This is a genomic window from Aquiflexum sp. TKW24L (assembly GCF_023502205.1).
In the GTDB taxonomy this organism is placed as follows: Bacteria; Bacteroidota; Bacteroidia; order Cytophagales; family Cyclobacteriaceae; genus Cognataquiflexum.
In genome coordinates this window covers 49,234-75,016 of sequence record NZ_JAMFLG010000003.1, presented here as the reverse complement: position 1 = coordinate 75,016, position 25,783 = coordinate 49,234, and the positions used below count along the sequence as shown (strand labels likewise).

The window sequence follows — 25,783 nt, the reverse complement described above, 5'->3', positions numbered from 1 at the left end:
TCAACTTAGTTCAGATGATTTTATAAAAAGAGTAACAACACCGGCAACAACTAATGGCAAAGCAAAAGCGATGAAGTTTAAGTCTACGGACCAGCCAATGTTGATTAAAAGGCCGCCCACAAAGGGTCCGATGATGGCTCCTAATCTTCCAAAGCCAATTGCCCAACCTATACCAGTACTTCGAATCTCGGTGGAATAAACGCGAGCTGCTACAGAATATAATCCAATGAAGCCACCTTGAATTCCAAATCCTATAAGTCCAAAGAAGATCAAAGTAAGTGCTGTACCTGTAAAAAATCCGAAAAGCAACATGAGTAGGGCAGTGGCCAATAAAAAAAAACAAATCACTTTTCGCAATCCAAACTTTGCTGAAAGATAGCCTTGTGTAAGGATACCTACAAAAGCTCCCAGATTAAAAAGGATTCCTGCATAGATGGAAAGTGAATTTGATAGCCCAGTAATAGAGGCTAACTTAGGTATCCAACTTGTTAGAAAATACAGTGCAGCGAAGCACATAAGAAAGGCAGTCCAAGTAAGGATGGTGGCACTCTTTAGATCGGCATTGAAGAGCATCGTTACGTTTGTCTTGGCCTGATTCTGGTCAAAGGTGGGCAGCGTTGAAATACTTTTCAACTTCATGCTTAATAAAATTGAATTAATTTTTTGAAGAGCTTGTGTGGGTTGTTTTTTTAAAAGGAAATCGATGGACTCTCTCAGGAAAAAATATCCTAAAGGAATGGTTAACAGCGTAATGATCCCTGAAAAGATATACATGGAAGGCCATCCTTGGTGCGCAATCAGTTGGGTTGCCACAAGTCCCGAAAGTACCGCACCAACAAGATAACCAGACATGACGAAACTAACCCAGAAATTTTTTGTACGCTGGGGTGCATATTCTGAAGCAAGGGTGGAAGTGCATGCCAGCATACTGCCAATCCCAATGCCGGTAAAGAATCGCAAGAAAATTAATTGCTCCAAGGAAAGTGCGTAAGCCGTAACAAAAGAACCCAAGCCCATCCACAAGGCGCATAATAGAATCATTGGCTTTCGCCCGATTACATCAGCCTTTGGTGCCAACAGCATGGCGCCCAAAGCCATACCTAATAATCCAACACTAAACACAATACCAAAACTGGATGGATTTATATTCCACGATGAAGTAATGGAATTAGCCGTATATGAGATTACCATAACATTCATGCCGTCACACATATTCATCAGGAAACAAATCAAGATTACTCCATAATGAGTTGAAGTCAGTTTTGATTTGTAGTTCAATGGAAATTCTCCTGAAGCCATCGCCTTATTTCAAGTAGGCATCCAGGAAGACAAAGACTAATTTTATATTTTCTGGAGTTTCAAATGCAGGACCACCATGCTTACTGCCTTCCAATAACACAAGCGTGACTTTTTCTTTGCCTAAAACTGCTTCAAGCTTTTTTGCAAAATTGATAGACTGTTGAGTAGGCACAAGATGGTCTTTTGTGCCATGTTGTATAAAAAATGGTGGATCATCGCTGGTAATATAAGTTTCAGGATTTGCTTCCTTTACCTTTTCGGGTATCTCAGTAATTTTTTGCCCCAATACTTTAGATTCTGGCGAGTTCGCCTCGCTATGATCTGGTGTACCGTTGCCGGTTTCTCTTAATTGATCATCCATAGCTAAAAAGTCAGTAGGACCAAACCAATTGACCACAGCTTCGACCCGACTGGATTGATCGGCGTTTCCCAAACTCATGTCTTCTAATTCTTTCACATCCCCAGAAGTACCTGCCAATGCCGATAAATTTCCACCGGCAGAACCTCCCCATAGTGCGACCTTATTCGCATTGAGGTTATACTGGTTTGCATTTGCTTTTATCCAACGAATAGCAGCTTTGACATCATTAATATTTTTAGGAAACAATGCTTCTCCGCTCATTCTATAGTTGATAGATACAACGGCATAGCCATGCTTCAAACCTTCAAGCATTGGTTTGAGTTGGCTGTCGGCTTTATCACCAAACATAAAAGCACCTCCATGTATGCTGATGATGATAGGATAGGGGCCTTTGCCTTTTTCATCAGGTAAATAAATGTCCAGCTTTTGTGCGGGTGATATCGTTGCATACTCCAAATCCAGCCATTTTTTTTTTATATGATCAGTGTTGATCTTGCCTGATTGCTGTGAATGAGTGCTGTGACTCACGAACAGCAAAAGCGCAAATATGACGTAGAGCTTGGTTAGTTTTATCATAGTTTTTTTATAAATCTGGAACAACTTGGAAACTATTCGAATAATTTCATAAAAAAGCATGATTCTCATTTATAAAATGGCTACATTTTAGAATTATATGGATACAATTCGAACATCTCCCAAACTGAGGCACTACGAAGGACTTTATGGAGATATAAGTCATAAGCTCGATGCCGAGTATGTGTTTTTGGAAGCTATTGAAACGCGAAGCAAGGGATTTGATTGGGTGATTGACCCCCATATTCACTCTCACTTGTATCAACTTTTTTTTATTGAATCAGGCAGTGTGAAGTTTATCGGAATATCACAAGAAACGTCTATGGAAGCACCGTGTATTCTTTTTGTTCCACCGAGTTCGCTCCATGGATTGCATTATAGCACGGATGTAAATGGCCAGATATTAACGCTGTCGGACTATGTAGTTGAAATGCTTTTCCCCCAATCTTCTGCCGTAATGATGGTATTGGAAAAGCTGCAATTGATTTCATTTCCTGAAGAAAAATCTATAAATTTTGCTGAAGTCATGAATTTGATAAGAACCGCTAGTCACGAGTTGTTCTCTGACCATGCGGAAAAGAAACTAATGCTCGAGGCTGTTTTAAAAAGGTTATTATTAATTATTTATCGAATTGGTAAAAATAATGATGCCAATTTTTCCAAACAAAATAAAAGTCTGGACTACTACGCACGGTTTCAGAAAATGCTAAAGAACGAAAATCAGACTAGAGGCATTCCCTCCCTTGCCAAAGACATCGGCATTACACCGGCACACTTAAACCGTATTTGTAGAAAAGTGAGTGGCAAGTCAACATTAACCATTGTACATGAAGTGCTTATTCAAAAAGCACAAATCTATTTGGCCCATACCAGTTATTCTGTCTCAGAGATTGCTTATCTCTTACAGTTTGAATATCAAAATCATTTCGCGCGCGTATTTAAAAAAATTACCGGAGTAGCACCTTTGGTGTACAGAAGAAGTAGGAGGTAACTCCTAATATTAGATGCAATTGCTGCCGTAAAAATAACACTACCCGGTGGATAAGCGTAATGGCTGTTGCCATATGGTGATCAAAATATGATTATATAACTTCGGATTAAGAATTTAGAAAAATGAAAGTTATATAATTTACATTATGTTAAATAAAATCGAGCACAATACGATATCTCTTTATTTACAAGATCGTTGAGCATAATCCACCACTCTCATGATTAAGGTTTGAATTGCTTGATTTTTTTGGTAATTATAGGATTCAATTGGTGACATGAACCCAGACCTTACATCACGCATCGGTATTATTCTTGGACCGGTTTTATTTCTGCTTATTTTATTTTTTGTAAAGCCTGTAGCAATGTCTTCTGAAGCTTTGGCCATGATGGCTGTGACGGCTTGGATTGCGACTTGGTGGATAACTGAAGCGATTCCGATTGCGGCTACGGCCTTATTGCCTTTGGTGCTTTTACCGACTTTGAATATACTTCCTATTACTGAGACAGCCGCATCCTATTCCCACCCGATGGTGTTGCTGTATATGGGTGGGTTTATGATTGCGATGGCGATAGAAAAATGGAGTCTACACAAGCGGATCGCTTTGAGTATCATATCTTTTATCGGCACTGATATCCAAAAGATCATTTTGGGATTTATGGTGGCGACCGCATTCCTTTCCATGTGGATCTCCAATACGGCTACTTCCCTGATGATGTTACCCATCGGTGTGGCCGTGGTGACACAGTTGACTCCCAATGCATCCATCAAAGAAGTCCTGCCAAACAACCTCGGCAAAGCGCTGATGTTGGGAATTGCTTACAGTGCATCCATAGGTGGTATGGCTACCTTAATTGGCACGCCTACCAACATCATTTTGGCTGGTGTTATCAAAGACATGTATGGCTATGAAATAAGCTTTTCCCAATGGATGATGTATGGCCTACCTGCAGCGTTACTCCTCTTGGCATTTTGTTGGATTTATTTGGTCAAATTTGCTTTCCCTTTTGAAAAGAACTTTCAGATGGCCGGCGGTAAAGATGAAATCCAACGTCAACTCTCCCTTTTGGGCCCGATGTCAATTGAAGAAAAGCGGGTTGCATGGGTATTTGGCTCGGTAAGTTTCGCCTGGATCAGCAGGACATTTTTACTTCAAGATTTAATTCCTGCCTTGGACGACACGATTATTGCCATTGCAGGGGTTTTGGTACTGTTTGTACTCCCCTCTTCCAAACCGAAAACTAAACTACTAGATTGGAAAACTGCAGAAAGCATTCCTTGGGGAATTTTGCTCCTTTTTGGTGGTGGTTTGTCTTTGGCTGAAGGATTCAAATCTACGGGATTAGCTTCCTGGATCGGAAATCAATTTGTATTCCTAGATTTTATAGCCTTTGGGTTGTTTTTATTGGTAATCATCGCAGCGGTCAATTTCCTGACTGAGATCACTTCCAATGTAGCTACTGCATCTATGATCCTTCCAATTTTGGCGGCAGTCTCCTACTCTATGGGTGTCCATCCTTTTGGATTGATGGTTGGTGCAACGATGGCTGCGAGTTGTGCTTTTATGCTTCCTGTAGCGACACCGCCAAATGCCGTGGTATTTGGTTCGGGTTACCTCAGGATTCCCGACATGGTCAAAGCTGGCTTGTGGATGAATATCGTTTCTATCCTTGTGATCACATTGTTTACTTATTACCTGTTGCCGTTAATTTGGGGGATTGAGTTAAAGGTTTATCCTTTCTAGAGTTTTTTGCTCATCCGAAAATTTGAAAAATAATCTAAAAGGTTTTAATAAACTTTCTATACTTCAATGTTAAGGTCTCTATCGCAAATTCATTTTTTCCAGATCCTACGGCTGCAAGACCCCAAGAAATAGGAAATGCCTGTTCAAAAGACCACGCCGCAAGCTGAATCGGAATATTGGCTCCTTCCACTGCTTCTGATTTGGAGGATAATAACCTCAATTTGATTTCCATAGGCTTAAATTCAAAATTCTCTATCGTATCTCTACACCATTTTTCAAGATCTTCGCTTTTTGAAAGGCATCTTTTGAGGACTATGTCTTGATAATTGATCGATTTGGGTATTTGGTGGACAAAGACATTGTCACCGCCCTCCTTTTTTTCCGTCGTTTCAATCGTCTCTTTCAATCCCGAAACCTCCTGAAAACTGCTGTCCATCTTGGAGTTTCCGTTTCCTATAAAAACTATTTCAAAATAGAAAGCAATTGGTGGTACATACCCTTGCGTAAAGAAACTTGAGGTATCCATTCTGATTAACCGTTAGCAATAGTAAGACCCTCATGTGAAATCTCGATAGTTTCCACTGCCACCTCATTGGCATCAGACTTCATGTCAGTAGAACTGATTTTTGTAGGCCATGCATTGGCTAATGTCCATGTCATCGTCGGATTTCCTCCTTCGTCACATAATTTAATGACGACATTTTGACGTTCGACAGTGTTCATTTTGATCTTATTGTACCAATCAAAGAACTTATTGTCCTTCACAAATACACCCTTCTTCATCGTCACATTGTTGTTTTTGACGATGCCGGGCATATTAATCGTTGAGAATACCGGGCTATTTCCGTGTCTGTATTCTTTAGGTTGTGCAGTCACTTCCAGACCGCTTACTTCTTGAAAAGGAACGTCTGTGGAACTTCCCAAATCTACTTTGAAGTAAAACTTGGGTAAAGGCCAATCGCTATCTTGTGCTTCTCCTGCCATGTTTTATGGGATTAATTTTATTTAAGTTACCTTTTTTATTTAGAGTTTTTGCATTTGTTGTTGGAAAGTGACCACAATGAATTCCGCAGGTCTGACAATGGCTAATTTCACTGACACCAGCAAATTACCTTCGAGAATATCCAACCCGGTCATGGTAACTCCCAATCCGATCTGCACATCAAAAGCATCCTCAGGCGAAGCTCCTGCCAATGCGCCTTGCTTCCACTTTTCTGTCAAGAAACTGACAATCATACTCTTGACCGTAATCCAAGTATTGGCATCATTAGGTTCAAAGACATAAGCTCTGAGTGCAAGTTTGATTGATTGCTCGACCATGATGATGGTTCTCCTGACATTGATATATCGCCAATCTAAGCTGTTGCCATCGAGGGTCCTTGCACCCCATACCAAAGTTCCGACTCCAGGAAAGGTCCTGATCGCATTGATTGATTTTCCTGAGACATGTACATTTAAGTTCTCCTGCTCTTCATGGGATATCTCCACAGCAGGCTTAATCACGGCATTCAGGGAAACATTTGCCGGAGATTTCCAAACTCCTCTGTTATTGTCCACCATCGTATATACTCCTACCAAAGCCGCAGCGGATGGCAATAAATTCATCATACTCCTTATTTCTTCCAAAATCGAGGCATACGTTGGACTTGTTGCCATCAAGCCCAAGTGTAAGTGGTCTTTTTTCTGATTGACAAAGTCATTGAAAGCAACCTCAGGTATTTGTGAAATATTGGGAAATTCCTTTTGAAAGGCAATTCTAAAATCAACTTCATTTTTTGGAAATTCCAATATCAATTTTTGAGCATTTGACTCAGGAAGTATTGATTCCAAATCTATTTCAGGATCAAGGTTTTTAAAACTCACTTCACCTTTTTGGACCACTGTGGTATAAAGCCATGGATAATAGGCAGCCGCATAACTCAAAAAATCTATACCTATATTATCTCTAAAAAAATCTATCGGATCGTATCCTTTCTCTCTGCTTTTATATCCATCAAAGAGGTCAAAAATCCCGATTCTGTTTTGCATGTGATTACAATGCGCCAACACCTCTCTGTAAATCTCATAACATTCCACCCCCAATAAAACCGCCTCCGGTATAACTACCATAGTAGGTTCTTGTTCTTTTTCCAATGAGCGCAAACCCCCATCAATAGGTTTACCATTTTCATACTTTCCATGACCCAAAAGCTGATCCTTATTAATCTTTAGGGAATCTTTTCCCTCATAAGTCCCCACTGATACTATATAGCAAGTCCCTCCCCCATTGGCATAAAACAGTTTAATGCTGTTATAAAAAAGTAGATGGTTGTCCTCCGCATATTTTATAGCAAATTCAGTATCTCCAAAATTAACCTTACTTCGATCTCCGTCTTGTGGTGTTTCAAGTTTGAATAATGGATTAAAGCCACCTCCAAATAATTCTACATATTCCGCAAAGGAGGTAATCCTTGTGGGGATATTTATAAGAGATTTACCGTTGCGAGAGGCCTTTTCGGTATATCCGATAAATGCGGGTATTGCAGTCGCGACTTCTACGACAGAACCGGGAAAGGCATTTTTTTCTTCAATGTAAATTCCAGGAGTTTTAAGATTTTGAGGCACGACAGATTTGAAATTGGCGGATTGAAAAAACTTTTGGCTGATTTTTTACCAGTATTCAATATATCAATTATCTACAAAAAATTGAAATAGGCCGAAATGAAAAAAGGGTAGCTATTACTACCCTTTTGAGCCCCCTGCCGGGATCGTCCCGATAGCTATCGCGGACAGCTACCTTCTGATTACAAGTTTTACAGTTCTCTATATTTTTCAAGGAGCTTTTGACTAATTTGGGGATACTTAGCCAAATCCACTAAATACTTCCTTGACCTATTGTTTTTGATGTGTTTTTCAATTTTCAATGCTTGTACTATTGATTGGCATTCAATTATATGAAAAACCTCCCAATCTTCGGCCTTTTTTGTAAAGGCACCTTGGAAAATATGTTGGTTGTGCTGATCAAGTCTAGTTTCCAAATTCTCAGTGTAACCAATGTAATATTGGTCAATGACCTTGGAATAAAGGATGTAAACACAAAATTTTCCCATAAAACCAAAAATTGATAAAAAAGAAAAAGGCAACATTGCTGTTGCCTTTTGAGCCCCCTGCCGGGATCGAACCAGCGACCTACTGATTACAAGTCAGTTGCTCTACCAGCTGAGCTAAGGAGGCATTTTCATTTGCTCTACCATCCCGATAGCTATCGGGATAAGGAGGCGATTATAAAGAAGGTTTGTAATTCGAAATAGACCGTTGTCTGAAATCGTGGTGCAAATATAGCCGTATCATGCATTCCTGCAAAAAGATTTTAAAAAAAATAAGGAGATAAAACTTATCTCCTTATTTCTGAGTGAATTAAAATTCCTTCAGGATAGTCAGTTTTTTCTTCAACTTCTCAATTTCACTCTCAGCCTTTTGGATTTTGTCTTCAAACTGGATTTTGAGCTTATCTGCAGTCTTTGAGGAAGCAAAAAACTCAATATTATTTTTCCACAAAGTCACATTGTTTTCCAAGTCAGTGATTTGCTTCCTAATCCCGTGTTCTTTTTTGTTGAGTACACGGTTACTGTTTGGATCTGACTGAAGTTTGTTCAAGTTGAGCCTAAACAAGAAATCATCTTTCTCTCCTCCGCCAAAACCAAGGTTTTTCACATATTCATCTACAGCCTCATTAAACTTGTGGACGATTTCTTTCATGTTTTTCCTTGGAACAAACCCCAATGAATTGAACCTAGCGATATACTCTTGAAGTACACTTTCAGAAAGACCAGTTCCTTTGGCTTCCTCTTTGATTTTTTTGATGAGATCTTCCTTGGCTTGCAGGTTTTGTTCAAATTCTTTATTAACCTGTTTGTTGGAATTTCTTCTGTTTTCGAAGAAGGCATCACAGGCAGTCTTGAATCTTTGGTAAAGGTCATCCCTAACCTTTTCAGGTGTAGGTCCTATTTGCTTCCAATCCTGCTGAAGGGAAATCATTTGACCAGCAGTCTGCTGCCAATCTGTGTTTTCTTTCAGGGATTCTGCTTTTGCAATCAGTTCTTCTGCTTTGTTCTTATTGGTCTGACGGATTTCGTCAAGTTCCTTAAAAAAATGGTTTTTGCTTTGGAAGAAGTGCTTGAATAATCCCCAAAATTGCTTGTTTATCTCTTTTCCGTTTTCTCTTGGAACAGGGCCGATGGCTTCCCATTCTTTTTGCAAAGCCAAAATTTCTTTTGTCTTGGTGTTCCAATCCTTTATTTTTGAGCCTTTATAATCTGAGTCAATCTCCAATTTTTTGATCAAGGCATCCTTCTTTAGGAAGTTTTCTTTTAGTCCTTCTTTTTGACCATCATAAAACTCCTTCCTTCTGGAATAAACAGCATCAGAAGCGATTTTAAAGCGACTCCATAACGTCTCTTGATCGTCTCTTGGGACAGGACCCATGTGCTTAAATTCCTCATGGAGATCATTTAGAATTTTGATGGCATCCTTCAAATCCGGCATACCTACCAAGCCTTCTGCTTTTTCGCAGATTTCTAATTTTTGTTCCAGATTTTTCTTTCTATCAAGCTCTTTTAACTCAAAATAAATGCTTCTATTGTCATAAAATCTATCCATCAGTGCGTTAAAAGATGCCCAAAGGTTTCTATTTTGGGAAGCAGGAACGGGCCCGATTTTTTTCCATTCCTCTTGGATATGCTTTATGGTATTGATGCTGTGGGTGGTCTCTTCGCTATCTACAAGTTCCCTGAGTTTGTCCAGAATTGCATTTTTGGCTAGAAGGTTTTTCTCCTTATTTTTTTCCTGCTCTTTCAGGAATTCTGATTTTTTTTCTCTGAATTCATTAAAGGCAGCAAACAGTGACCTGTCTTCTTCTGAAGGCCTATATTCAAAATCATCAGCTGATCCCCCGTTTTTGGTGAAATCCTCCAAAGCAGCTCCTTTTTCCTTATGAAATATCTCGTCGAAATGGGACTTTATTTCTATTACCTGACTGTCTATTTTTAGGTATTTTCCTGTTTCCAAAAGTTGCTTTAAAGAAGCTAAAAGTTCTTTTTTGGAAAAATTTGAATAATCGACTGATTCTGATATTTCTTCTTCATGATCATGTTCGACCACTTCAGGTTCTGAAACTTTTTCACTTTCAATTACACTACCCTGAACTTCTTGAATTGCTTCATTGGTTTGGGTCACCTTGTCTTCTTCAGACACTTCTTTTTCATTGCTCATAATAAAACTGATACTTTTTTGCAGGACGTCTAGAACAAAAGTAATAAAATTGGATCAATTTAGCCTCGGATCAATTGGATAATTTGCCAACAGTTGGAATTCACCTCCCATGTTTTTAAGAATGTTGCGCCATAATTCGACGGGAGAATCATTGAAAATATGATCAGTTTCAATTTTTTCACACACTATCCATGTCTTCTCTTCCAATTCCTCATCAAGTTGACCTTCGGTCCAACCTGAATAACCGATAAAAAAGCGTATATTATCATTGTTAAGCTCACCACTTTTAAGCTTTAAAATAAGGGCTTCAAAATCCCCGCCCCACCAAAGATCATCACCAAGCTGAATACTACCTGAAATGGCTTGCTCTCCTGAATAAACAAAATGCAGAGTATTCTGCTCAACAGGACCACCAACATAGACATCTAGGTCAAGAAAAAACAAATCTTCCACCAGTTCACTGATCTTCAAAATTGATAATTTATTCAAGACAAGACCAAATGATCCTTTTTCATTGTTTTCACATATGAGAATCACAGACCTCACAAAATTTTCATCCTGTAAAAAAGGTTCAGATATCAATAGCTGACCTGCTAATGGCGTTTTTTTGAAGCTTTGGCTCATAAAAAATGTGTCTGATAATTTTCTTAAGTTATGTCTAAATTTTATAAATGCAATAAGTATGGTAATTTTAGAAGAAAAATTAAAATCACATGAAACTGGCAGATATCCGTATTGATTACACGCTTAAATCCCTAGATGAAAAAGATGTAAATGAGTCACCGATTGATCAATTTAAAATATGGGTCGAAGAAGCGCACCAATCCAAGGTTGATGAATGGAATGCAATGAATCTATCAACAGTTCGACCCGATGGAAGGCCCAATTCCCGAATTGTACTTTTGAAGGACGTGGATACCGGATTGGTATTTTTTACCAATTACAATAGTGCCAAAGGAAATGAACTTGAGCAAAATCCTTTTGCGGCAATCACTTTTTTTTGGCCCGTTTTGGAAAGGCAAGTGAGATTTATGGGTAAGGTTTCCAAAATTTCTTCACAAGAATCTGACGAATACTTTTTTTCAAGACCTTTTGCAAGTCAGATCGGTGCATGGGTCTCGCCTCAAAGCACGGTGATTCGAGACAGGGCCTATCTTGAGGAAAAGGAGTCAGAATTACTCCAAAAAATCAGTCAAGAGTCGATTACAAGGCCTGAACATTGGGGTGGATATAGGCTAATCCCCGAAGAAGTTGAATTTTGGCAAGGTAGGTCAAGCAGGCTTCATGACCGGATTCACTATCAGAAGTCAGCTGATAGTGTATGGAAAATCGAAAGACTTGCACCTTGAGGATTGGGGTTATTCCACTGATTTATTTGAGATCAAATAAATCAGTGACACCCAAAGTTCTTTCAATAGTAAATCCCTCACCATATTTGACCATAATACTGTGTCCAAATTCCCTTGAACGGGCTTCTATAAAATCCAAAAATTCTGCTGATGATATAAAACTTTGTGGCTCCTTATTGTTGGGATCAAAAAACTGAGATCTGAATGCTTTGATACTTTCAATTTTTTTATCCCAAAACTCAGTGATATCAACAACAAAATCCGGTTTGATATAATTGTTTTGGATATAATGGTAAACATATTTTGGTCTCCAAGGATCTTGAATGGTACCTTCCAAAGTAGTCTCTATTTTTCTTAAACCACCCATAAAACAGGAATTAGAAACCAAAGAAGCACCTTTACCATGGTCTGGATGCCTGTCAGACACGGCATTTGCCAATACAATTTCAGGACGATATTTTCTGATGATCTTTATTATTTCCATACGATGGCTGTCATCATCTTTGAAAAAAATATCTTTGAAACCAAGGTTTTCCCTTGTAGCAATCCCTAATATTTTCGAAGCCGCCTCAGATTCCTGCAATCGGATTTCGGGTGTTCCCCTTGTTCCCATTTCACCTTGGGTGAGATCAAGAATTCCCACCGTGTAACCTTTAGCGATTTGCGCTGCAATCGTGCCTGAACAAGCCAACTCAGCATCATCGGGATGGGCGGCAACAACTAGAATATCAAGTTTCATAGGTATTATTTAAGGAATTTCAAAATGAAGTATCAGACTATTTTACACGTAAATTTCTCCCAACCTTCAGGACTGAATTGGCAGAAATCCCATTCAATCTGGTCAGTGTACTGACTCTCACTCCATATCTTCTGGCAATAGAACTTAATGTCTCGCCACTTCGAACCCTGTGGTATGCAGCCTGTTGGGTTTTGATCACATGATCAAAACTTGATGAGGTAATGTCATAATATTGCCCTTTGATGCTACCCAGATTGAAATCAAAAACCTCGGTTGGATTGATGGACAAGCCTTGATACCTGATCTCATAATGAAGATGCGGGCCTGAACTTCTCCCTGTACTCCCTCCCAAACCTATTAATTCTCCTGCTTTTACCTCCTGCCCTATTTCAACCCTGAATTTGGATAAATGCCCATAAAGAGTCTCTAGTCCATTTTTATGTCTGACTACGACATAGTAGCCATAACCATTTCTATCATAAGATTTAATCCTAACGATTCCATCAAAAGAACTATACACAGGATCTCCGATATTCAGCTTAAGGTCAGTTCCATGATGCCAACGGTACCTCCTAAATCCAAATTCGGATGTGATTCGGGTTTCATCTAAAGGCATTTTCCAATCAGTTCCAAAAAAAGGATCAAATAATTTTATCTGAACCGTATCTTTGAATTCCTTGGGGTTGAAATCATAAATATTGATTTTTTTACTGTCCCAAGATGAGTAGTACTCAAAAGCTGTAACCCAGATACTGTCTATCAATACCTGCTCGGAAATCTGAATCAATTGATTTGTGGGAGCCCAATCCAGTGAAATAGTATCTTCAGCGATAATGCTCAATCGCTTCTTTAATTCAACATAATCTTTGAAGAGTAATGAATCCGTAGATCGGGTAATATCCTGAAGGTATTTATCAGGGTCAAAAAGCCTTAAATCTCTTGCTAATGGATTGGTTTTGGGTTTCTCGGTAGATTTTTTCTTGATAATTTTTGGGAAATTTTGGGCATGGGATTGAATAGATCCCATGCCCAAAAACAAAACTATCAATATCCCGAGACCTTTTATTTTCATTTTTCCAAATTATGCAGATTCTTTTGCAGCAAGGTATCTTTCTGCATCCAAAGCTGCCATGCAACCGGTTCCTGCGGCAGTTACTGCCTGTCTGTAAATATGGTCTTGGGCATCACCACAGGCAAAAACACCCTCCTTATTGGTCCAAGTGCTACCCGGAATTGTCTTGATGTAACCATTTTCATCCGTATCAATAATATTCTTAAAAATATCAGTGTTTGGATGGTGACCTATTGCCACAAAAAACCCGGTCACTTTAAGTTCTTTTGATTCTTTGGTAACATTGTTAAATATCCTCACTCCTGTCACCTCGTCTTGGCCAAGGATTTCTTCCGTTTCGGTATTCCAAAGAACTTCGATCTTAGGATTGTTCAAAACCCTTCTTTGCATGATTTGCGAAGCCCTCATTTCGTCTCTTCGGACGATCATGTAGACTTTGCTACATATATTTGACAGATAAGAAGCTTCTTCACAGGCTGTGTCTCCTGCACCTACAATGGCTACCTCCTGACCTCTAAAAAAGAACCCGTCACAAACTGCACAAGCGGAAACTCCCCTCCCATTTAGCCTTGTTTCACTTTCCAGTCCAAGCCATTTGGCCGAAGCACCGGTAGAAATTATAACTGTATCGGCATGGATTTCAAGTTGGTCGTCAACTATCACTTTATGTGGAAAGGAATCAAAATCAACAGAGGTCACTACCCCATACCTGACTTTGGTACCAAATCTTTCAGCTTGTTTTCTAAAGTCCTCCATCATCTCCGGACCTTGTATTCCTGCCGGATATCCCGGATAATTTTCAACGTCAGTAGTGATTGTTAGTTGGCCACCAGGTTGTACACCTGTGTAAAGCACGGGGTTCAATCCAGCTCTTGATGCATAGATGGCCGCAGTATAACCTGCCGGTCCAGATCCAATTATCAATACTTTGATTCTTTCAATTTCAGATGTCATTAGATTGAATTTTTGAAGTTGGCAAATTTTGTTAAAATACCCTTCACAACAAAGTTAATGGGTGTTAAAATTCCCTAATTGTGGTCTATGCCATGAAGTTCAGAGAGTTAAATTTTCTGAACCCTTCATAGGGGTAATTAAACGAAAAAAGGGGACAAATCCCCTTTTTTTATTATTCAAATCCAATGTGGACAATTATCCAAGATATGGTTTCAAAGTTTTACTTCTAGAAGTATGTCTTAACCTCCTGATAGCCTTCTCTTTAATCTGCCTCACTCTCTCTCTTGTAAGGTTGAATTTTTCACCGATTTCTTCCAAAGTCATCGCATGTTCTCCATTCAATCCAAAGTATAGTGTAATGACATCAGCCTCTCGTTGGGTAAGAGTTGATAGCGCTCTCTGAACTTCTTTTCTCAAGGAATCTGTCATCAAGCCATCATCCGGCTTCTCATCCCCATCATTTTCAAGGACATCCAACAAGCTGTTTTCTTCACCTTGCACAAACGGTGCATCCATGGAAACATGTCTACCAGAAATTTTCATGGTATCCACCACTTCAGCAGCAGTCACTTCGAGGACTTCAGCCAATTCTTCTGGAGAAGGTTCTCTTTCAAATTTTTGCTCAAGTTCGCTGAATGTCTTGCTGATTTTGTTCAGAGATCCAACCCTGTTCAAAGGAAGCCTAACAATTCGGGATTGTTCAGCCAATGCCTGAAGAATCGATTGTCTAATCCACCACACTGCATAGGAAATAAACTTAAAACCTCTGGTTTCATCAAATCTTTGGGCTGCTTTAATCAGACCTAGGTTGCCCTCGTTGATCAAATCACCCAATGAAAGACCTTGGTTTTGATATTGTTTGGCTACAGAAACAACAAATCGGAGGTTGGCTTTTGTAAGTTTTTCTAATGCCAGTTGGTCGCCTTCTCGGATTCTTTTTGCAAGAACCACTTCCTCATCGGCTGTCAATAGATCTACTTTTCCAATCTCCTGTAGATATTTATCAAGGGACTGACTTTCCCTGTTGGTGATCTGTTTGCTAATTTTTAGCTGCCTCATTCAATAATATAATTTTCAGTTACTATTCGATTTATAACAGGAATCCAAATAAACAAAGTTCAAAATAATAAATACTCTATTGAACTTAGTCGTTTTTGTCAGATTTTTCTGGTTTTGGTAATAATACTTTTCTAGAAAGCTTAAACTTCCCTGTTTTTTTGTCTACGTCAATCAGTTTAACCTGTATTTCTTCTCCCGGTTCGAGAACACCTTCCATATTTTCAAGTCTTTCCCACTTGATTTCAGAAATATGTAACAGTCCATCCTTACCCGGCATGAATTCAACAAATGCGCCAAAAGGCATGATGTTTTTCACTTTACCGGTATAAACCTCACCTATTTCAGGCATGGCTACGATAGCCCTGATTCTTGAAATAGCTGCATTCATTGATTCTTGGTTGTTTGAGAAAATGTTGATTTTTCCCATGTTATCTTTTTCCTCAATGATGATAGTCGCACCGGTATCTTTTTGGATTTCCTGAATGACTTTACCACCTGGGCCGATTACTGCTCCGATAAGTTCTTTAGGGATACTCATCATAAATGACCTTGGAGTATGTGGCTTGAGGTCCGGCTTAGGAGCTGAAATCGTCTTTTTGATTTCATTCATAATATGAAGCCTACCTTCTTTGGCTTGATACAAAGCTTCTTTCAAAACGCTGTAGTCAAGACCTTCTACTTTCAAATCCATCTGACAAGCTGTAATTCCTTTTTCCGTTCCGGTTACTTTAAAATCCATATCTCCAAGATGATCTTCATCACCCAAGATATCTGAAAGGATAGAATATTTTCCTGTTTTGGCATCGGATATCATTCCCATTGCAATTCCTGTGACAGGAGCTTTGATCTGAATACCGGCATCCATCAATGCCAAAGAGCCCGCACAAACAGTAGCCATGGAAGATGAACCATTTGATTCCAAGATGTCAGAAACTATCCTGATGGTGTAAGGATTTTCATCTCCTGAAGGAAGGACTTTCTTCAAAGCTCTCATAGCTAGGTTACCATGACCCACTTCTCTCCTTCCAACTCCTCTATTGATTTTTACCTCACCAGTAGAGAATCCTGGAAAGTTATAGTGCAAATAAAATTTGTTATAACCTGAAATCATCGCGCCATCTACCATCTGCTCATCCATCTTGGTACCAAGAGTACAAGTGGTAATGGATTGGGTTTCACCTCGTGTAAATACTGCAGATCCATGGGCGGATGGCAAGTAATCAATGACTGACCAAATTGGTCTAATCTCATCCAGCCTTCTTCCGTCCAATCTCTTTTTCTCATTTAAAGTAAGGTTCCTGGCAGCTTCTTTGTGGATTTTGGAAAAATATGGTCCTATCAAACTTGCTTCAAAACCATGCTCTTCGCCCAAAGAAGCAACGAATTCTTCTTTAACAGCTTTGATCAAATCATATCTTTCTGACTTATTGGCTATTAATCTACCAACGACATCGTAACACTTACCATATACTTCAGCATGCATTTTTTCATACAATCCTGAATCTGATTTTTCGTGGCTATATTCTCTTTTCTTCTCTTTGCCTACTGCAATAGTCAATTCTTTCTGGATTTTGCAGTGTTTCTTGATTTCTTCATGGGCAAATTGCATGGCTTCCACCATTTCATCTTCCGAGATTTCATTAGCTTCACCTTCCACCATCAGAATATATTCCTCAGAACCGGCTACTATAAACTCCAATGAAGCTGTCTCTAGCTGGGTAGGTGTTGGATTGATAACTAATTTTCCATTGATTTTACCTACTCTAACTTCTGAAATCGGTCCATTGAATGGAATGTCAGAAACAGCTAAGGCGGCTGATGCTGCAAGACCTGCCAAGCAATCAGGTAGAACATCAGAGTCAGCAGACATTAAGGTAATAGCGATTTGGGTATCGGCATGGTAATCATCTGGAAAAATAGGTCTAATCGCTCTGTCGACGATTCGGCTGATCAAGATTTCATAGTCGGAAAGCCTTCCTTCTCTTTTCAAAAATCCTCCCGGAATTTTTCCAGAAGCGGCAAATTTTTCTTGGTAATCCACAGACATTGGGAGAAAATCAACTCCTTCACCTGCTTCTTTTTTTGACATGGCGGTTGCTAACAACATGGCATTTCCCATGCGAACAACAACGGCTCCATCAGCTTGTTTTGCCAATGCGCCTGTTTCAATAATGATTTCTCTACCATCCTCAAGGACAATAGTTTTAGAAATTACGTTTGGTAACATACAATTTTGTAAATAATAATGAGTGTAGAATAGTTATAAAAGTAAGGTTTAATATCAGGGGTAAGTAAAAAAGTAAGGTTCTCCCATGAGAACCTTACATTGATCTGATTATTTTCTAATTCCTAATTCGGTAATTATAGATCGATATCTTTCGATATCATTCTTGATCAGGTAATTGAGAAGGCTTCTTCTCTTACCAACTAGTTTCAAAAGACCAAGTCTTGATGAGTGGTCTTTTTTGTTTGTCTTCAAATGGTCTGTCAAATGCTGAATTCTAAAGGTGAATAGCGCGATCTGTGATTCCGGGGAACCAGTATCGGTATCAGCTTTTAACCTGCCATGATTTTTAAACAACTCCGCTTTTTTCTCTGATGTTAAATACATGCCTAGTTAATTAATTAATTTTAAAACAGGTACAAAGGTAATCCTTATAATGGAATTTCAAAAATCAAGGAAGGGATTTAGGAGATTTAACCTGAAATTTGGCTTTAATTTTTTTGAAAAACTCAATATAAGTATCAGGTTCAAACAACCTTGCGTCTTTCCTAGCCTGCCTAAGGAAAAAGAACCCAAACGGCAATAGGACTAAATTTGAAAACCATGTTCCAAAAAGTGAGTTGGTGACTCCTTCTTTTGCCCATTTTTCTCCCGTTATAGTCAACATATAAAATAGAATAAAGAAGATTATGGATAATAAGACTGGCATACCCAAGCCTCCTTTTTTTATAATGGCACCCAAGGGGGCTCCAATCATAAACATCACAATGCATGCAAAGGCGGTTGTATACTTTTGATACCAAGCAATCTCAAATCTTCGAAACTCCCTTTCTAAAGCGTCTATTTGGGTCAATTTTGTGCTGAAGTTATTTTTTATGGTTCTGGCATTATTCATTCCTACTGTTGCGGCTTTGGTATTGAAATCTCCTTTTAAAATTACCGAATCAAATGCTGCTCTTTTTTCCGGTGTAAATTCAAATTTCTTTTTGGGTTCAACCGTGTTATTCAAAACAAGTTCGGGGCTACCAAGGCTATCAATTTCAATTTTAGAGATGATTGAATCCGTTATTGAATTTGATTGGTTTCCTTTTATTAGTTTCCTGTTGATAGTTTTCCTTGAAACAAAAGTGTCTACTTTTTGAGAGTTCTCCTTATTTAAAATTGGCCTTTCGGTTACCAAATCGGATGTGGGATTGGATAAATCAGGAATTGAATCTTTTTTAAAGACCAATTCACGATCCAATGTAATAACGGAGTCAAAAGGTTCTGTCAGCGATTTTTGGATTAGAGAATCAACCGATTGTGAACCGGTCACGCTTGCCTTTAATTCAATTTGACTTCTTTCGGTTGCTTTGGCGATCTTGACAGAATCATCTCTTTCTTTTCTCCTTACGACTTCAACTGGAGGAATTAATTTCCTTTCCCGTGTAAAATAGGGATAGGAAGATTCTGTATTCAGGAAATTATAATATACGATTTGATTGATTTCGGAATTCATTGAATCTAGTCCCACCTTAAGTTGGGCGATATTTTTTATCGAACGGTTTGTTGACCATAGATCCTCAGGAGTTCTATTTAGTTGAAATGAAGCAAGGTCAAATACAATCTGGTTTTCTGAAAAAAATGTCCGGCTCAGTTCAGCGGGTTTTTCGGTAATTCCCCTCTGCGATCTAGATTCCTTGTAGCTGACGCCATTATATAGTGTCAACTTCATATAATTGTTGTTAAAAAATGGCTCCATTCTGCCTGAATCGGCCATGATTACATTGATGTTACCTTGTCCATCAGCATGGTTGTAGATGATAATGTCATTCAATCTGACTTCATCTAGCTTCTTATTTACCTTAATACTGTAATTCGGGATCCCATTGTAAAATACGCCTTCCTTTATATCAAGGGCCGGTGACTTCATCCGGATGTCGTAGAGCAGACCAAAAGTTTTGAGATTTACTTTCGGAACAACAAAATTATTGGAAAAAAAGGCGGCAAAAGTAAGAAAAACAACAAAAACGCCAATTGGCAATAGGGCTCTGACCAAAGAAATACCGGCACTTTTTAAAGCTGTCAATTCAAAATGTTCCCCTAAATTTCCAAAAGTCATCAAAGCTGAGAGCAATACGGCCAATGGCAAAGCCATAGGAGAAATACTGATTACAAAATAAGAAAACAGCTCCATATAAATCCAAAAACTCAGGCCCTTGCCAAAGATTTCGTCAAAATATTTGAGCATATTCACAGTAAGCAGAATGAAATCCACCACCACAAAGGTCAAAAAGAAGGGGCCTATAAAAGACCCCAAAATCAATTTATCAATTTTTTTCATTAATTATGAAAACCTCTACTTGGGATTGTAACGGCAAAGGTTGGAAATATTTTCATAAAACCGGAAAATACACAGCTTATCCACCGATAATTTCTTTAAGAGTATGGATTAAACTTTCCCAGATGGATTCCAATTCATCATCATCATAGGAATCACTATAGTCAATGACTTTCAAAAACATCGTTTGAGTGAGTTCATTTTCATCCACCTTAAATTCAATAAAGGAATTGTCCTTTTCTTCAGGATTAGTTGGATCAAAAAATTCGAACTTAACATGTATGTTAGTCCTCAATGCTGTAATCCTGGCATGGTGGTCTTCCCCATCAAAATGAAACTTGTAGGTTTTATCCTCATTGATATTTACATCATCCGCAAACCACTCGGCTAAGCCACTGGCAGTACTTAAATAGGGAAACAAAATTTTCCTTGAAGTATTGATTTGATAATCAGCAACAAACTTATTTTTTACCATTATTACTTTAATTTAGTTAACAAAAAGTCACCTTTTTTGAAACATTTTGTTTGCAATTCAAGACTTAAGACCTCATATTTGCAATCCGATTTGGCGAGGTAGCTCAGTCGGTTAGAGCGCAGGATTCATAACCCTGAGGTCAGGGGTTCAACTCCCCTCCTCGCTACACAAGGCTTCTCTTTTAGAGAAGCTTTTTTTTTACTTATTTCAAACAAAAACCTTTGTAGTTTTCATTCCCTGAGCGTCAATTGGGTTCTCCCGATGACTATTGAAATCGTTTATTAGCTTTTTTTTATTTAAAAACCAATCCTTCAAAATCTAACATTTGATAGATTTTAAAGATTGGTTCAGGTATTTCTTGTACAATTGTAATATAAGAAATTATTGTAAACTGTCCTTATCCTTTCAAATAATAGGTATAAAAAAAGCCCCGATTTACGGGGCTTTTATATTAAAATAAGAAAGTGCGTTCTTATTTTACTTTTTCAACAACAGCTTTGAATGCCTCGGGATGATTCATAGCCAAATCTGCAAGAACTTTTCTGTTCAATTCGACATCCGCTTTTTTCAACAATCCCATAAATTGTGAGTATGAGATGCCAAATTGTCTGGCACCTGCATTGATACGCTGGATCCATAAAGCTCTGAATTCTCTTTTCTTTGCTTTTCTGTCCCTATAAGCGTACTGTAATCCTTTTTCGTACTTGTTTTTGGCTACTGTCCATACGTTTTTACCTCTTCCGAAATAACCTCTTGTAGCTTTTAGTACTTTTTTTCTACGTGCTCTTGAAGCAACCGCGTTTACTGATCTTGGCATAATTTTTTGATTTTTTGACCCTTGGTGTCAACCTTTGTTTCAGTTGATCTTGGAGACCGAAGCGCCTGGTGAATAAATAAACCTAATTTTCAAAAGAAATGAATTCGGATCAACCGATTCTCAACATTGCTTTTACTCTTCCTTCATCTGACTCATGAACCAAACCCATCTTGGTAAGATTTCTCTTCCTTTTGGTTGATTTTTTGGTCAGAATGTGGCTTTTGTAAGCATGCTTTCTTCTGATTTTGCCGGTTCCCGTTAAGGTAAACCTCTTTTTTGCACCTGATTTTGTTTTTACTTTAGGCATAACTGTGTTTGTTTGTTGAATTATTTCTTTGATGGTTTCGGAGCCAAGAACAGAAACATCCTTTTCCCTTCCAGTTTTGGAAGTTGCTCTACTTGGGCATATTCCTCCAGCTCCTGCGCAAACTTCAATAACAACATCTCTCCTCTTTCTTTAAATACGATTGACCTTCCCACAAAATGGACATAAGCCTTTACCTTGGCCCCCTCTTTCAGGAAGCTGATCGCATGTTTCAATTTGAAATTGAAATCATGGTCATCTGTATTGGGTCCAAATCGGATCTCTTTGAGAACAGTCTTGGCAGCATTGGCTTTAATCTCCTTCTGCTTCTTCTTCTGTTCGTATTTAAATTTCGCATAGTCAATCACCTTACATACAGGTGGAGTGGCGTTTGGAGAAATTTCTACGAGATCAAGTTCGTTATCTTCAGCTACTTTCAAAGCCTGAGCAAGCGTCAAAACAGCGTTTCCGCCTTCAACGTAGTCTCCTACGACCCTTACTTCCCTAGCTCTGATCCTGTCGTTAACCTTATATGGTTCCTCTTGTCTCTGCCTGAACGGTGGTTTTCCTTTCAAATTCTTATCGTTATTTAATGAAATTGCGTGCAAATATCGGAATTAATTTCAGATTTAAAAAATCTGCCTCATTAATACCGATTAATTTAATTTTTTAATGATTCTCCTATTATTCCTTTGAAATAGGATACAAATTCAGCCGGCGAGAGACTTCCTAAATCGCCTTCTCCATGCTTCCTTACTGAAATCTTACCTTCCTGCTGTTCCTTCTCTCCGACGATCAGCATAAATGGTGTTTTCTTAACTTCCGAATCACGGATTTTTCTACCGATTTTTTCATCCCGGTTGTCTATCATCCCGATGATATCCTCATCTTCCAAGATTGCTTTTACTTCCTCAGCATATTCAATGAATTTTTCAGAAATTGGCAAAATTGTAATCTGCTCCGGAGAAAGCCACAATGGGAAATTTCCTGCACAATGCTCGATCAAAACAGCCACAAATCTTTCTAAGGAACCAAACGGTGCCCTGTGAATCATGACAGGCCTATGTTTTTGGTTATCCGAGCCGATGTATTCTAATTGGAATCTTTCGGGAAGGTTATAATCCACCTGAATCGTTCCAAGTTGCCATTTCCTGCCTAAAGCATCTTTGACCATGAAATCAAGTTTCGGTCCATAGAAAGCCGCTTCTCCCAATTCAGTGACCGTTTCAAGGCCTTTTTCGGCAGCAGCTTCTACAATCGCAGATTCTGCTTTTTCCCAAGCTTCATCTGTGCCGATGTATTTTTCTCCTTTTGCCGGATCTCTTAGAGAAATCTGGGCAGTATAATCATCAAAACCCAAGGCTTTGAATACATATAAAACCAAGTCAATGACCTTGATGAATTCCTCTTTGACCTGATCAGGTCTACAGAAAATATGCGCATCGTCCTGAGTAAACCCACGAACTCTGGTCAATCCATGCAATTCCCCACTTTGCTCATAGCGATATACGGTTCCAAACTCAGCGTACCTGATCGGAAGATCTTTATATGACCTTGGCTTGTGCTTGTATATCTCACAATGATGCGGGCAATTCATCGGCTTCAACAAAAACTCCTCTCCTTCATTCGGAGTGCGGATTGGCTGAAACGAATCCTTTCCGTATTTCTCGTAATGTCCCGAAGTTTCGTAAAGTGCTTTATGTCCAATATGCGGTGTCACCACTTGTTGGTATCCCGATTTATCCTGAGCCTTTTTCATGAAATTCACCAATCGCTCACGAAGCAAGGCACCTTTGGGCAACCAAAGCGGTAATCCCATTCCGACTTTTTCGGAGAAAGTAAACAACTCCAATTCTCTTCCTAACTTCCTATGATCACGTTTTTTGGCTTCTTCAAGCATAAAAAGGTAATCCTGAAGCTCCTTGGCTTTGGGAAATGTAATGCCATAAAGACGTGTGAGCATCTTGTTTTTCTCATCCCCTCTCCAATAAGCTCCTGCGATATTGAGAAGTTTAACAGATTTGATAAATCCTGTGTTGGGAATATGCGGGCCACGGCAAAGGTCAGTGAAATTACCTTGCTCGTAGAAAGTGATTGAACCATCTTCAAGGCCATCTAACAAATCAAGTTTGTAGGGGTCTGCTTTTTCGGTAAAGTAAGCAATGGCTTCTTTCTTTGGGACTTCCTTTCTGATAAAGTCACTTTTCAGTTTGGCCAATTCCATCATTTTGGTTTCAATCTTTTCGAGCTCTGCGCCGTCAAGAGATTTGTCTCCAAAATCCACATCGTAGTAGAATCCATTTTCAATCGGAGGACCAATTCCGAATTTTGTGCCGGGATAAAGGGCTTCCAAAGCTTCTGCCATCAAGTGGGCGGAAGAGTGCCAAAAAGTGTTTTTACCTTCTGTGTCATTCCAAGTCAAAAGTTGGACTTTGGAATCTTGGTGGATCGGCCTGCTAGAGTCCCAAACCTCACCGTTTACTTTTGCTGCAAGTACATTTCTGGCTAGACCCTCGCTGATACTAAGTGCAATTTGTAGCCCCGAAACTCCTTTTTCATACTCCCTGACAGAACCGTCAGGAAGGGTAATGTTGATCTGTTGGTTAGACATTTAAAATTTTTACTTGATGAAACATCACACCTTTACAAACAGGTGTGTTTTTGATTTGCAAATATGCGAATTGATGTTGGCTTTTTTTATTATCAAATTAACAAACTCAATTATTTTTTTGAGTTTTATGCACTTAAAAAAAATCATACGGGATGTTTTCAATCCCCTAAATGGATGATTTGGAGCAATTTTAATAATTCCATAGACACTCTGATAAAAATCAATCACCTGTTTATATTTGAGCAGAAATTGTATACAAAAATGACATACGATATTATCATTATAGGAGGAGGAATTGTCGGGCTGGCGACAGGTTTGAAAATCAAACAACAAAAACCTGATTTGAAAATTGCAATCCTTGAAAAGGAATCCGAAGTAGCCAAGCATCAGACCGGCAATAACAGCGGAGTGATCCACTCGGGGCTATATTACAAGCCGGGATCGCTGAAAGCCATTAACTGCATCAATGGCTACCATGAATTAATCCGGTTTTGTGAAGAAGAAAATGTTCCTTTTGAGTTGACAGGCAAAGTGGTAGTGGCTACCAAAGCTAATCAAGTTACCATTTTGAATGGCTTACTGGAAAGAGGTCTTCAAAATGGGCTGACGGGAACAAGGTCGATCAGTTTGGATGAATTGAAAGAATATGAACCATACTGCGCCGGAGTGGCTGCCATCCATGTACCCCAAACAGGGATCGTTGATTACAAGGTGGTCGCACAGGCGTATGCTTCAAAATTTGAATCAATTGGTGGAGTGATTTTTTTGGAACATAAAGTAAATCAGATCAAGACTTTAAACGGAGTTTCTTATGTCCGAACAGCCTACCATGAATTCTCCTGTAAATTGGTGATTAACTGTGCGGGGCTTTACTCTGATAAGGTGGCGCAAATGAACCAAAGAGAAGAGATCGACGTCAAAATCATTCCTTTCCGAGGAGAATATTACAAGATCAAAAAAGAAAGGGAATACCTGGTCAAAAACCTGATCTATCCTGTTCCGGATCCCAATTTCCCATTTTTAGGAGTACATTTTACGAGAATGATGAAAGGTGGCGTAGAAGCCGGACCAAATGCGGTCTTGGCATTTAAGCGTGAAGGTTACAAACGTTCCGATTTCAATCTTTCAGAATTGAGGGAAACCTTGGCTTGGCCGGGATTCCAAAAAGTAGCTGCCAAATACTGGAAAACAGGAATGGGCGAAATGTACCGTTCTTTTTCAAAAGCCGCTTTCACCAAAGCATTACAGGAATTGATCCCTGATATCAATGAATCTGACTTGGTAGAGGGCGGTGCGGGTGTGCGTGCCCAAGCCTGTGACCGAACGGGAGGATTATTGGACGATTTCAGTATCAGAGAAAATGAGTTTACCATCAACGTCCTGAATGCCCCCTCTCCTGCTGCGACGAGTTCTTTGTCCATTGGTGGTACTGTTTGTGAATTGGCATTGAAGAGATTTGGGAAGTAGTCTGGATGACAGATGACCGATGACGGATGTATGACCAAAAGTAGCTGCCGTCAGTCTTATTTTTGACCATTTTCAGAGTAAGGTTCCGAAATAGGAATAGTGATTGGTATTGATTCTGATTTCGATAAAACTTATTTTTTCGATTAAATTCCCTCCTGCTTTAGCTGGAGGGGAAAG

24 protein-coding genes and 2 tRNA genes are annotated in these 25,783 nt (G+C 39.0%); 5 read left to right on the top strand and 21 right to left on the bottom strand.

Features of this window, described 5'->3' with window-relative positions:
• Both M3O96_RS03255 and M3O96_RS03250 read right to left on the bottom strand, forming a co-directional pair.
• Complete coding sequence (locus M3O96_RS03255; protein ID WP_249718724.1) at nucleotides 1–1,299, bottom strand: MFS transporter; 1,299 nt, start codon at nucleotides 1,297–1,299, stop codon at nucleotides 1–3.
• Nucleotides 1,300–1,303: 4 nt separating this feature from the next.
• Nucleotides 1,304–2,236 (bottom strand): alpha/beta hydrolase, encoded by a 933-nt coding sequence (locus M3O96_RS03250; protein WP_249718722.1) that lies wholly within the window; start codon nucleotides 2,234–2,236, stop codon nucleotides 1,304–1,306.
• A gap of 97 nt (nucleotides 2,237–2,333) precedes the next feature.
• On the opposite strand from M3O96_RS03250, the gene M3O96_RS03245 reads away from it, so the two are divergent.
• Nucleotides 2,334–3,224: an AraC family transcriptional regulator gene (locus tag M3O96_RS03245; RefSeq protein ID WP_249718720.1), complete on the top strand. Its 891-nt coding sequence runs from the start codon at nucleotides 2,334–2,336 to the stop codon at nucleotides 3,222–3,224.
• Between the two features lie 274 nt (nucleotides 3,225–3,498).
• A complete protein-coding gene (locus M3O96_RS03240) occupies nucleotides 3,499–4,965 on the top strand; it encodes an SLC13 family permease (RefSeq protein WP_249718718.1) in 1,467 nt (488 codons plus the stop codon).
• Between the two features lie 34 nt (nucleotides 4,966–4,999).
• Here M3O96_RS03240 and M3O96_RS03235 read toward each other — a convergent pair whose 3' ends face one another.
• From M3O96_RS03235 to M3O96_RS03205, 7 genes are all read right to left on the bottom strand, one after another.
• On the bottom strand, nucleotides 5,000–5,491 hold the full coding sequence (locus tag M3O96_RS03235; RefSeq protein WP_249718717.1) for a phage tail protein: 492 nt from the start codon (nucleotides 5,489–5,491) through the stop codon (nucleotides 5,000–5,002).
• A gap of 5 nt (nucleotides 5,492–5,496) precedes the next feature.
• Nucleotides 5,497–5,949, bottom strand: coding sequence for a phage tail protein (locus M3O96_RS03230; protein WP_249718716.1), 453 nt, complete (start codon nucleotides 5,947–5,949; stop codon nucleotides 5,497–5,499).
• 39 nt (nucleotides 5,950–5,988) lie between these two features.
• Nucleotides 5,989–7,569, bottom strand: a complete 1,581-nt coding sequence (locus M3O96_RS22100; RefSeq protein WP_249718714.1) for a phage tail sheath family protein — start codon at nucleotides 7,567–7,569, stop codon at nucleotides 5,989–5,991.
• A gap of 188 nt (nucleotides 7,570–7,757) precedes the next feature.
• Nucleotides 7,758–8,054, bottom strand: coding sequence for a GIY-YIG nuclease family protein (locus tag M3O96_RS03220; protein WP_249718712.1), 297 nt, complete (start codon nucleotides 8,052–8,054; stop codon nucleotides 7,758–7,760).
• Nucleotides 8,055–8,105: 51 nt separating this feature from the next.
• Nucleotides 8,106–8,178, bottom strand: a tRNA-Thr gene (locus tag M3O96_RS03215).
• 183 nt (nucleotides 8,179–8,361) lie between these two features.
• Nucleotides 8,362–10,215 carry a DUF349 domain-containing protein gene (locus tag M3O96_RS03210; RefSeq protein ID WP_249718710.1) on the bottom strand — a complete coding sequence of 618 codons (1,854 nt, stop codon included), beginning with the start codon at nucleotides 10,213–10,215 and terminating at the stop codon, nucleotides 8,362–8,364.
• Between the two features lie 54 nt (nucleotides 10,216–10,269).
• Nucleotides 10,270–10,839 carry a YqgE/AlgH family protein gene (locus M3O96_RS03205; RefSeq protein ID WP_249718708.1) on the bottom strand — a complete coding sequence of 190 codons (570 nt, stop codon included), beginning with the start codon at nucleotides 10,837–10,839 and terminating at the stop codon, nucleotides 10,270–10,272.
• A gap of 89 nt (nucleotides 10,840–10,928) precedes the next feature.
• Here M3O96_RS03205 and pdxH point away from each other — a divergent pair, with 89 nt between their 5' ends.
• Nucleotides 10,929–11,564, top strand: a complete 636-nt coding sequence (pdxH, locus tag M3O96_RS03200) for a pyridoxamine 5'-phosphate oxidase (RefSeq protein ID WP_249718706.1) — start codon at nucleotides 10,929–10,931, stop codon at nucleotides 11,562–11,564.
• 22 nt (nucleotides 11,565–11,586) lie between these two features.
• Here pdxH and bshB1 read toward each other — a convergent pair whose 3' ends face one another.
• The 8 genes from bshB1 to M3O96_RS03160 all read right to left on the bottom strand — a co-directional run bounded on the left by bshB1 (nucleotide 11,587) and on the right by M3O96_RS03160 (nucleotide 20,407).
• Nucleotides 11,587–12,303 (bottom strand): bacillithiol biosynthesis deacetylase BshB1, encoded by a 717-nt coding sequence (gene bshB1 / locus M3O96_RS03195; protein ID WP_249718705.1) that lies wholly within the window; start codon nucleotides 12,301–12,303, stop codon nucleotides 11,587–11,589.
• A 37-nt stretch (nucleotides 12,304–12,340) separates the two neighbouring features.
• A complete protein-coding gene (locus M3O96_RS03190; RefSeq protein WP_249718703.1) occupies nucleotides 12,341–13,375 on the bottom strand; it encodes a peptidoglycan DD-metalloendopeptidase family protein in 1,035 nt (344 codons plus the stop codon).
• A gap of 9 nt (nucleotides 13,376–13,384) precedes the next feature.
• A complete protein-coding gene (gene trxB, locus M3O96_RS03185; RefSeq protein ID WP_249718701.1) occupies nucleotides 13,385–14,329 on the bottom strand; it encodes a thioredoxin-disulfide reductase in 945 nt (314 codons plus the stop codon).
• Between the two features lie 195 nt (nucleotides 14,330–14,524).
• On the bottom strand, nucleotides 14,525–15,388 hold the full coding sequence (locus tag M3O96_RS03180; protein ID WP_113922161.1) for a sigma-70 family RNA polymerase sigma factor: 864 nt from the start codon (nucleotides 15,386–15,388) through the stop codon (nucleotides 14,525–14,527).
• Nucleotides 15,389–15,473: 85 nt separating this feature from the next.
• A complete protein-coding gene (gene pnp / locus M3O96_RS03175) occupies nucleotides 15,474–17,615 on the bottom strand; it encodes a polyribonucleotide nucleotidyltransferase (protein ID WP_249718699.1) in 2,142 nt (713 codons plus the stop codon).
• Between the two features lie 108 nt (nucleotides 17,616–17,723).
• Entirely contained in the window at nucleotides 17,724–17,999 is a 276-nt protein-coding gene (gene rpsO / locus M3O96_RS03170; RefSeq protein WP_249718697.1) for a 30S ribosomal protein S15, read from the bottom strand.
• Nucleotides 18,000–18,063: 64 nt separating this feature from the next.
• Nucleotides 18,064–19,935 carry an LptF/LptG family permease gene (locus M3O96_RS03165; RefSeq protein ID WP_249718695.1) on the bottom strand — a complete coding sequence of 624 codons (1,872 nt, stop codon included), beginning with the start codon at nucleotides 19,933–19,935 and terminating at the stop codon, nucleotides 18,064–18,066.
• 76 nt (nucleotides 19,936–20,011) lie between these two features.
• Nucleotides 20,012–20,407, bottom strand: coding sequence for an START-like domain-containing protein (locus M3O96_RS03160; RefSeq protein ID WP_249718693.1), 396 nt, complete (start codon nucleotides 20,405–20,407; stop codon nucleotides 20,012–20,014).
• Between the two features lie 92 nt (nucleotides 20,408–20,499).
• On the opposite strand from M3O96_RS03160, the gene M3O96_RS03155 reads away from it, so the two are divergent.
• Nucleotides 20,500–20,573 (top strand) — tRNA-Met (locus M3O96_RS03155).
• A gap of 306 nt (nucleotides 20,574–20,879) precedes the next feature.
• Here the strand turns inward: M3O96_RS03155 and rplT are convergent.
• The 4 genes from rplT to thrS all read right to left on the bottom strand — a co-directional run bounded on the left by rplT (nucleotide 20,880) and on the right by thrS (nucleotide 24,139).
• Complete coding sequence (gene rplT / locus M3O96_RS03150; RefSeq protein WP_249718691.1) at nucleotides 20,880–21,224, bottom strand: 50S ribosomal protein L20; 345 nt, start codon at nucleotides 21,222–21,224, stop codon at nucleotides 20,880–20,882.
• 109 nt (nucleotides 21,225–21,333) lie between these two features.
• The gene (gene rpmI, locus M3O96_RS03145) at nucleotides 21,334–21,531 is read right to left on the bottom strand and encodes a 50S ribosomal protein L35 (protein ID WP_249718689.1); all 198 of its coding nucleotides are present in this window, start codon (nucleotides 21,529–21,531) and stop codon (nucleotides 21,334–21,336) included.
• 20 nt (nucleotides 21,532–21,551) lie between these two features.
• Complete coding sequence (gene infC / locus M3O96_RS03140) at nucleotides 21,552–22,103, bottom strand: translation initiation factor IF-3 (RefSeq protein ID WP_249718687.1); 552 nt, start codon at nucleotides 22,101–22,103, stop codon at nucleotides 21,552–21,554.
• An 86-nt stretch (nucleotides 22,104–22,189) separates the two neighbouring features.
• A complete protein-coding gene (gene thrS, locus M3O96_RS03135; protein WP_249718685.1) occupies nucleotides 22,190–24,139 on the bottom strand; it encodes a threonine--tRNA ligase in 1,950 nt (649 codons plus the stop codon).
• Nucleotides 24,140–24,400: 261 nt separating this feature from the next.
• On the opposite strand from thrS, the gene lhgD reads away from it, so the two are divergent.
• Nucleotides 24,401–25,606: an L-2-hydroxyglutarate dehydrogenase gene (gene lhgD / locus M3O96_RS03130; protein WP_249718683.1), complete on the top strand. Its 1,206-nt coding sequence runs from the start codon at nucleotides 24,401–24,403 to the stop codon at nucleotides 25,604–25,606.
• Nucleotides 25,607–25,783: the final 177 nt, after the last annotated feature.

Excerpts from the sequence above, each read along its gene's own strand:
- M3O96_RS03255 (WP_249718724.1), bottom strand. The coding sequence starts at position 1,299 with ATGGCTTCAGGAGAATTTCCATTGAACTACAAATCAAAACTGACTTCA.
- M3O96_RS03250 (WP_249718722.1), bottom strand. The coding sequence starts at position 2,236 with ATGATAAAACTAACCAAGCTCTACGTCATATTTGCGCTTTTGCTGTTC.
- M3O96_RS03245 (WP_249718720.1), top strand. The coding sequence starts at position 2,334 with ATGGATACAATTCGAACATCTCCCAAACTGAGGCACTACGAAGGACTT.
- M3O96_RS03240 (WP_249718718.1), top strand. The coding sequence starts at position 3,499 with ATGAACCCAGACCTTACATCACGCATCGGTATTATTCTTGGACCGGTT.
- M3O96_RS03235 (WP_249718717.1), bottom strand. The coding sequence starts at position 5,491 with ATGGATACCTCAAGTTTCTTTACGCAAGGGTATGTACCACCAATTGCT.
- M3O96_RS03230 (WP_249718716.1), bottom strand. The coding sequence starts at position 5,949 with ATGGCAGGAGAAGCACAAGATAGCGATTGGCCTTTACCCAAGTTTTAC.
- M3O96_RS03220 (WP_249718712.1), bottom strand. The coding sequence starts at position 8,054 with ATGGGAAAATTTTGTGTTTACATCCTTTATTCCAAGGTCATTGACCAA.
- M3O96_RS03210 (WP_249718710.1), bottom strand. The coding sequence starts at position 10,215 with ATGAGCAATGAAAAAGAAGTGTCTGAAGAAGACAAGGTGACCCAAACC.
- M3O96_RS03205 (WP_249718708.1), bottom strand. The coding sequence starts at position 10,839 with ATGAGCCAAAGCTTCAAAAAAACGCCATTAGCAGGTCAGCTATTGATA.
- pdxH (WP_249718706.1), top strand. The coding sequence starts at position 10,929 with ATGAAACTGGCAGATATCCGTATTGATTACACGCTTAAATCCCTAGAT.
- bshB1 (WP_249718705.1), bottom strand. The coding sequence starts at position 12,303 with ATGAAACTTGATATTCTAGTTGTTGCCGCCCATCCCGATGATGCTGAG.
- M3O96_RS03190 (WP_249718703.1), bottom strand. The coding sequence starts at position 13,375 with ATGAAAATAAAAGGTCTCGGGATATTGATAGTTTTGTTTTTGGGCATG.
- trxB (WP_249718701.1), bottom strand. The coding sequence starts at position 14,329 with ATGACATCTGAAATTGAAAGAATCAAAGTATTGATAATTGGATCTGGA.
- M3O96_RS03180 (WP_113922161.1), bottom strand. The coding sequence starts at position 15,388 with ATGAGGCAGCTAAAAATTAGCAAACAGATCACCAACAGGGAAAGTCAG.
- pnp (WP_249718699.1), bottom strand. The coding sequence starts at position 17,615 with ATGTTACCAAACGTAATTTCTAAAACTATTGTCCTTGAGGATGGTAGA.
- rpsO (WP_249718697.1), bottom strand. The coding sequence starts at position 17,999 with ATGTATTTAACATCAGAGAAAAAAGCGGAGTTGTTTAAAAATCATGGC.
- M3O96_RS03165 (WP_249718695.1), bottom strand. The coding sequence starts at position 19,935 with ATGAAAAAAATTGATAAATTGATTTTGGGGTCTTTTATAGGCCCCTTC.
- M3O96_RS03160 (WP_249718693.1), bottom strand. The coding sequence starts at position 20,407 with ATGGTAAAAAATAAGTTTGTTGCTGATTATCAAATCAATACTTCAAGG.
- rplT (WP_249718691.1), bottom strand. The coding sequence starts at position 21,224 with ATGCCAAGATCAGTAAACGCGGTTGCTTCAAGAGCACGTAGAAAAAAA.
- rpmI (WP_249718689.1), bottom strand. The coding sequence starts at position 21,531 with ATGCCTAAAGTAAAAACAAAATCAGGTGCAAAAAAGAGGTTTACCTTA.
- thrS (WP_249718685.1), bottom strand. The coding sequence starts at position 24,139 with ATGTCTAACCAACAGATCAACATTACCCTTCCTGACGGTTCTGTCAGG.
- lhgD (WP_249718683.1), top strand. The coding sequence starts at position 24,401 with ATGACATACGATATTATCATTATAGGAGGAGGAATTGTCGGGCTGGCG.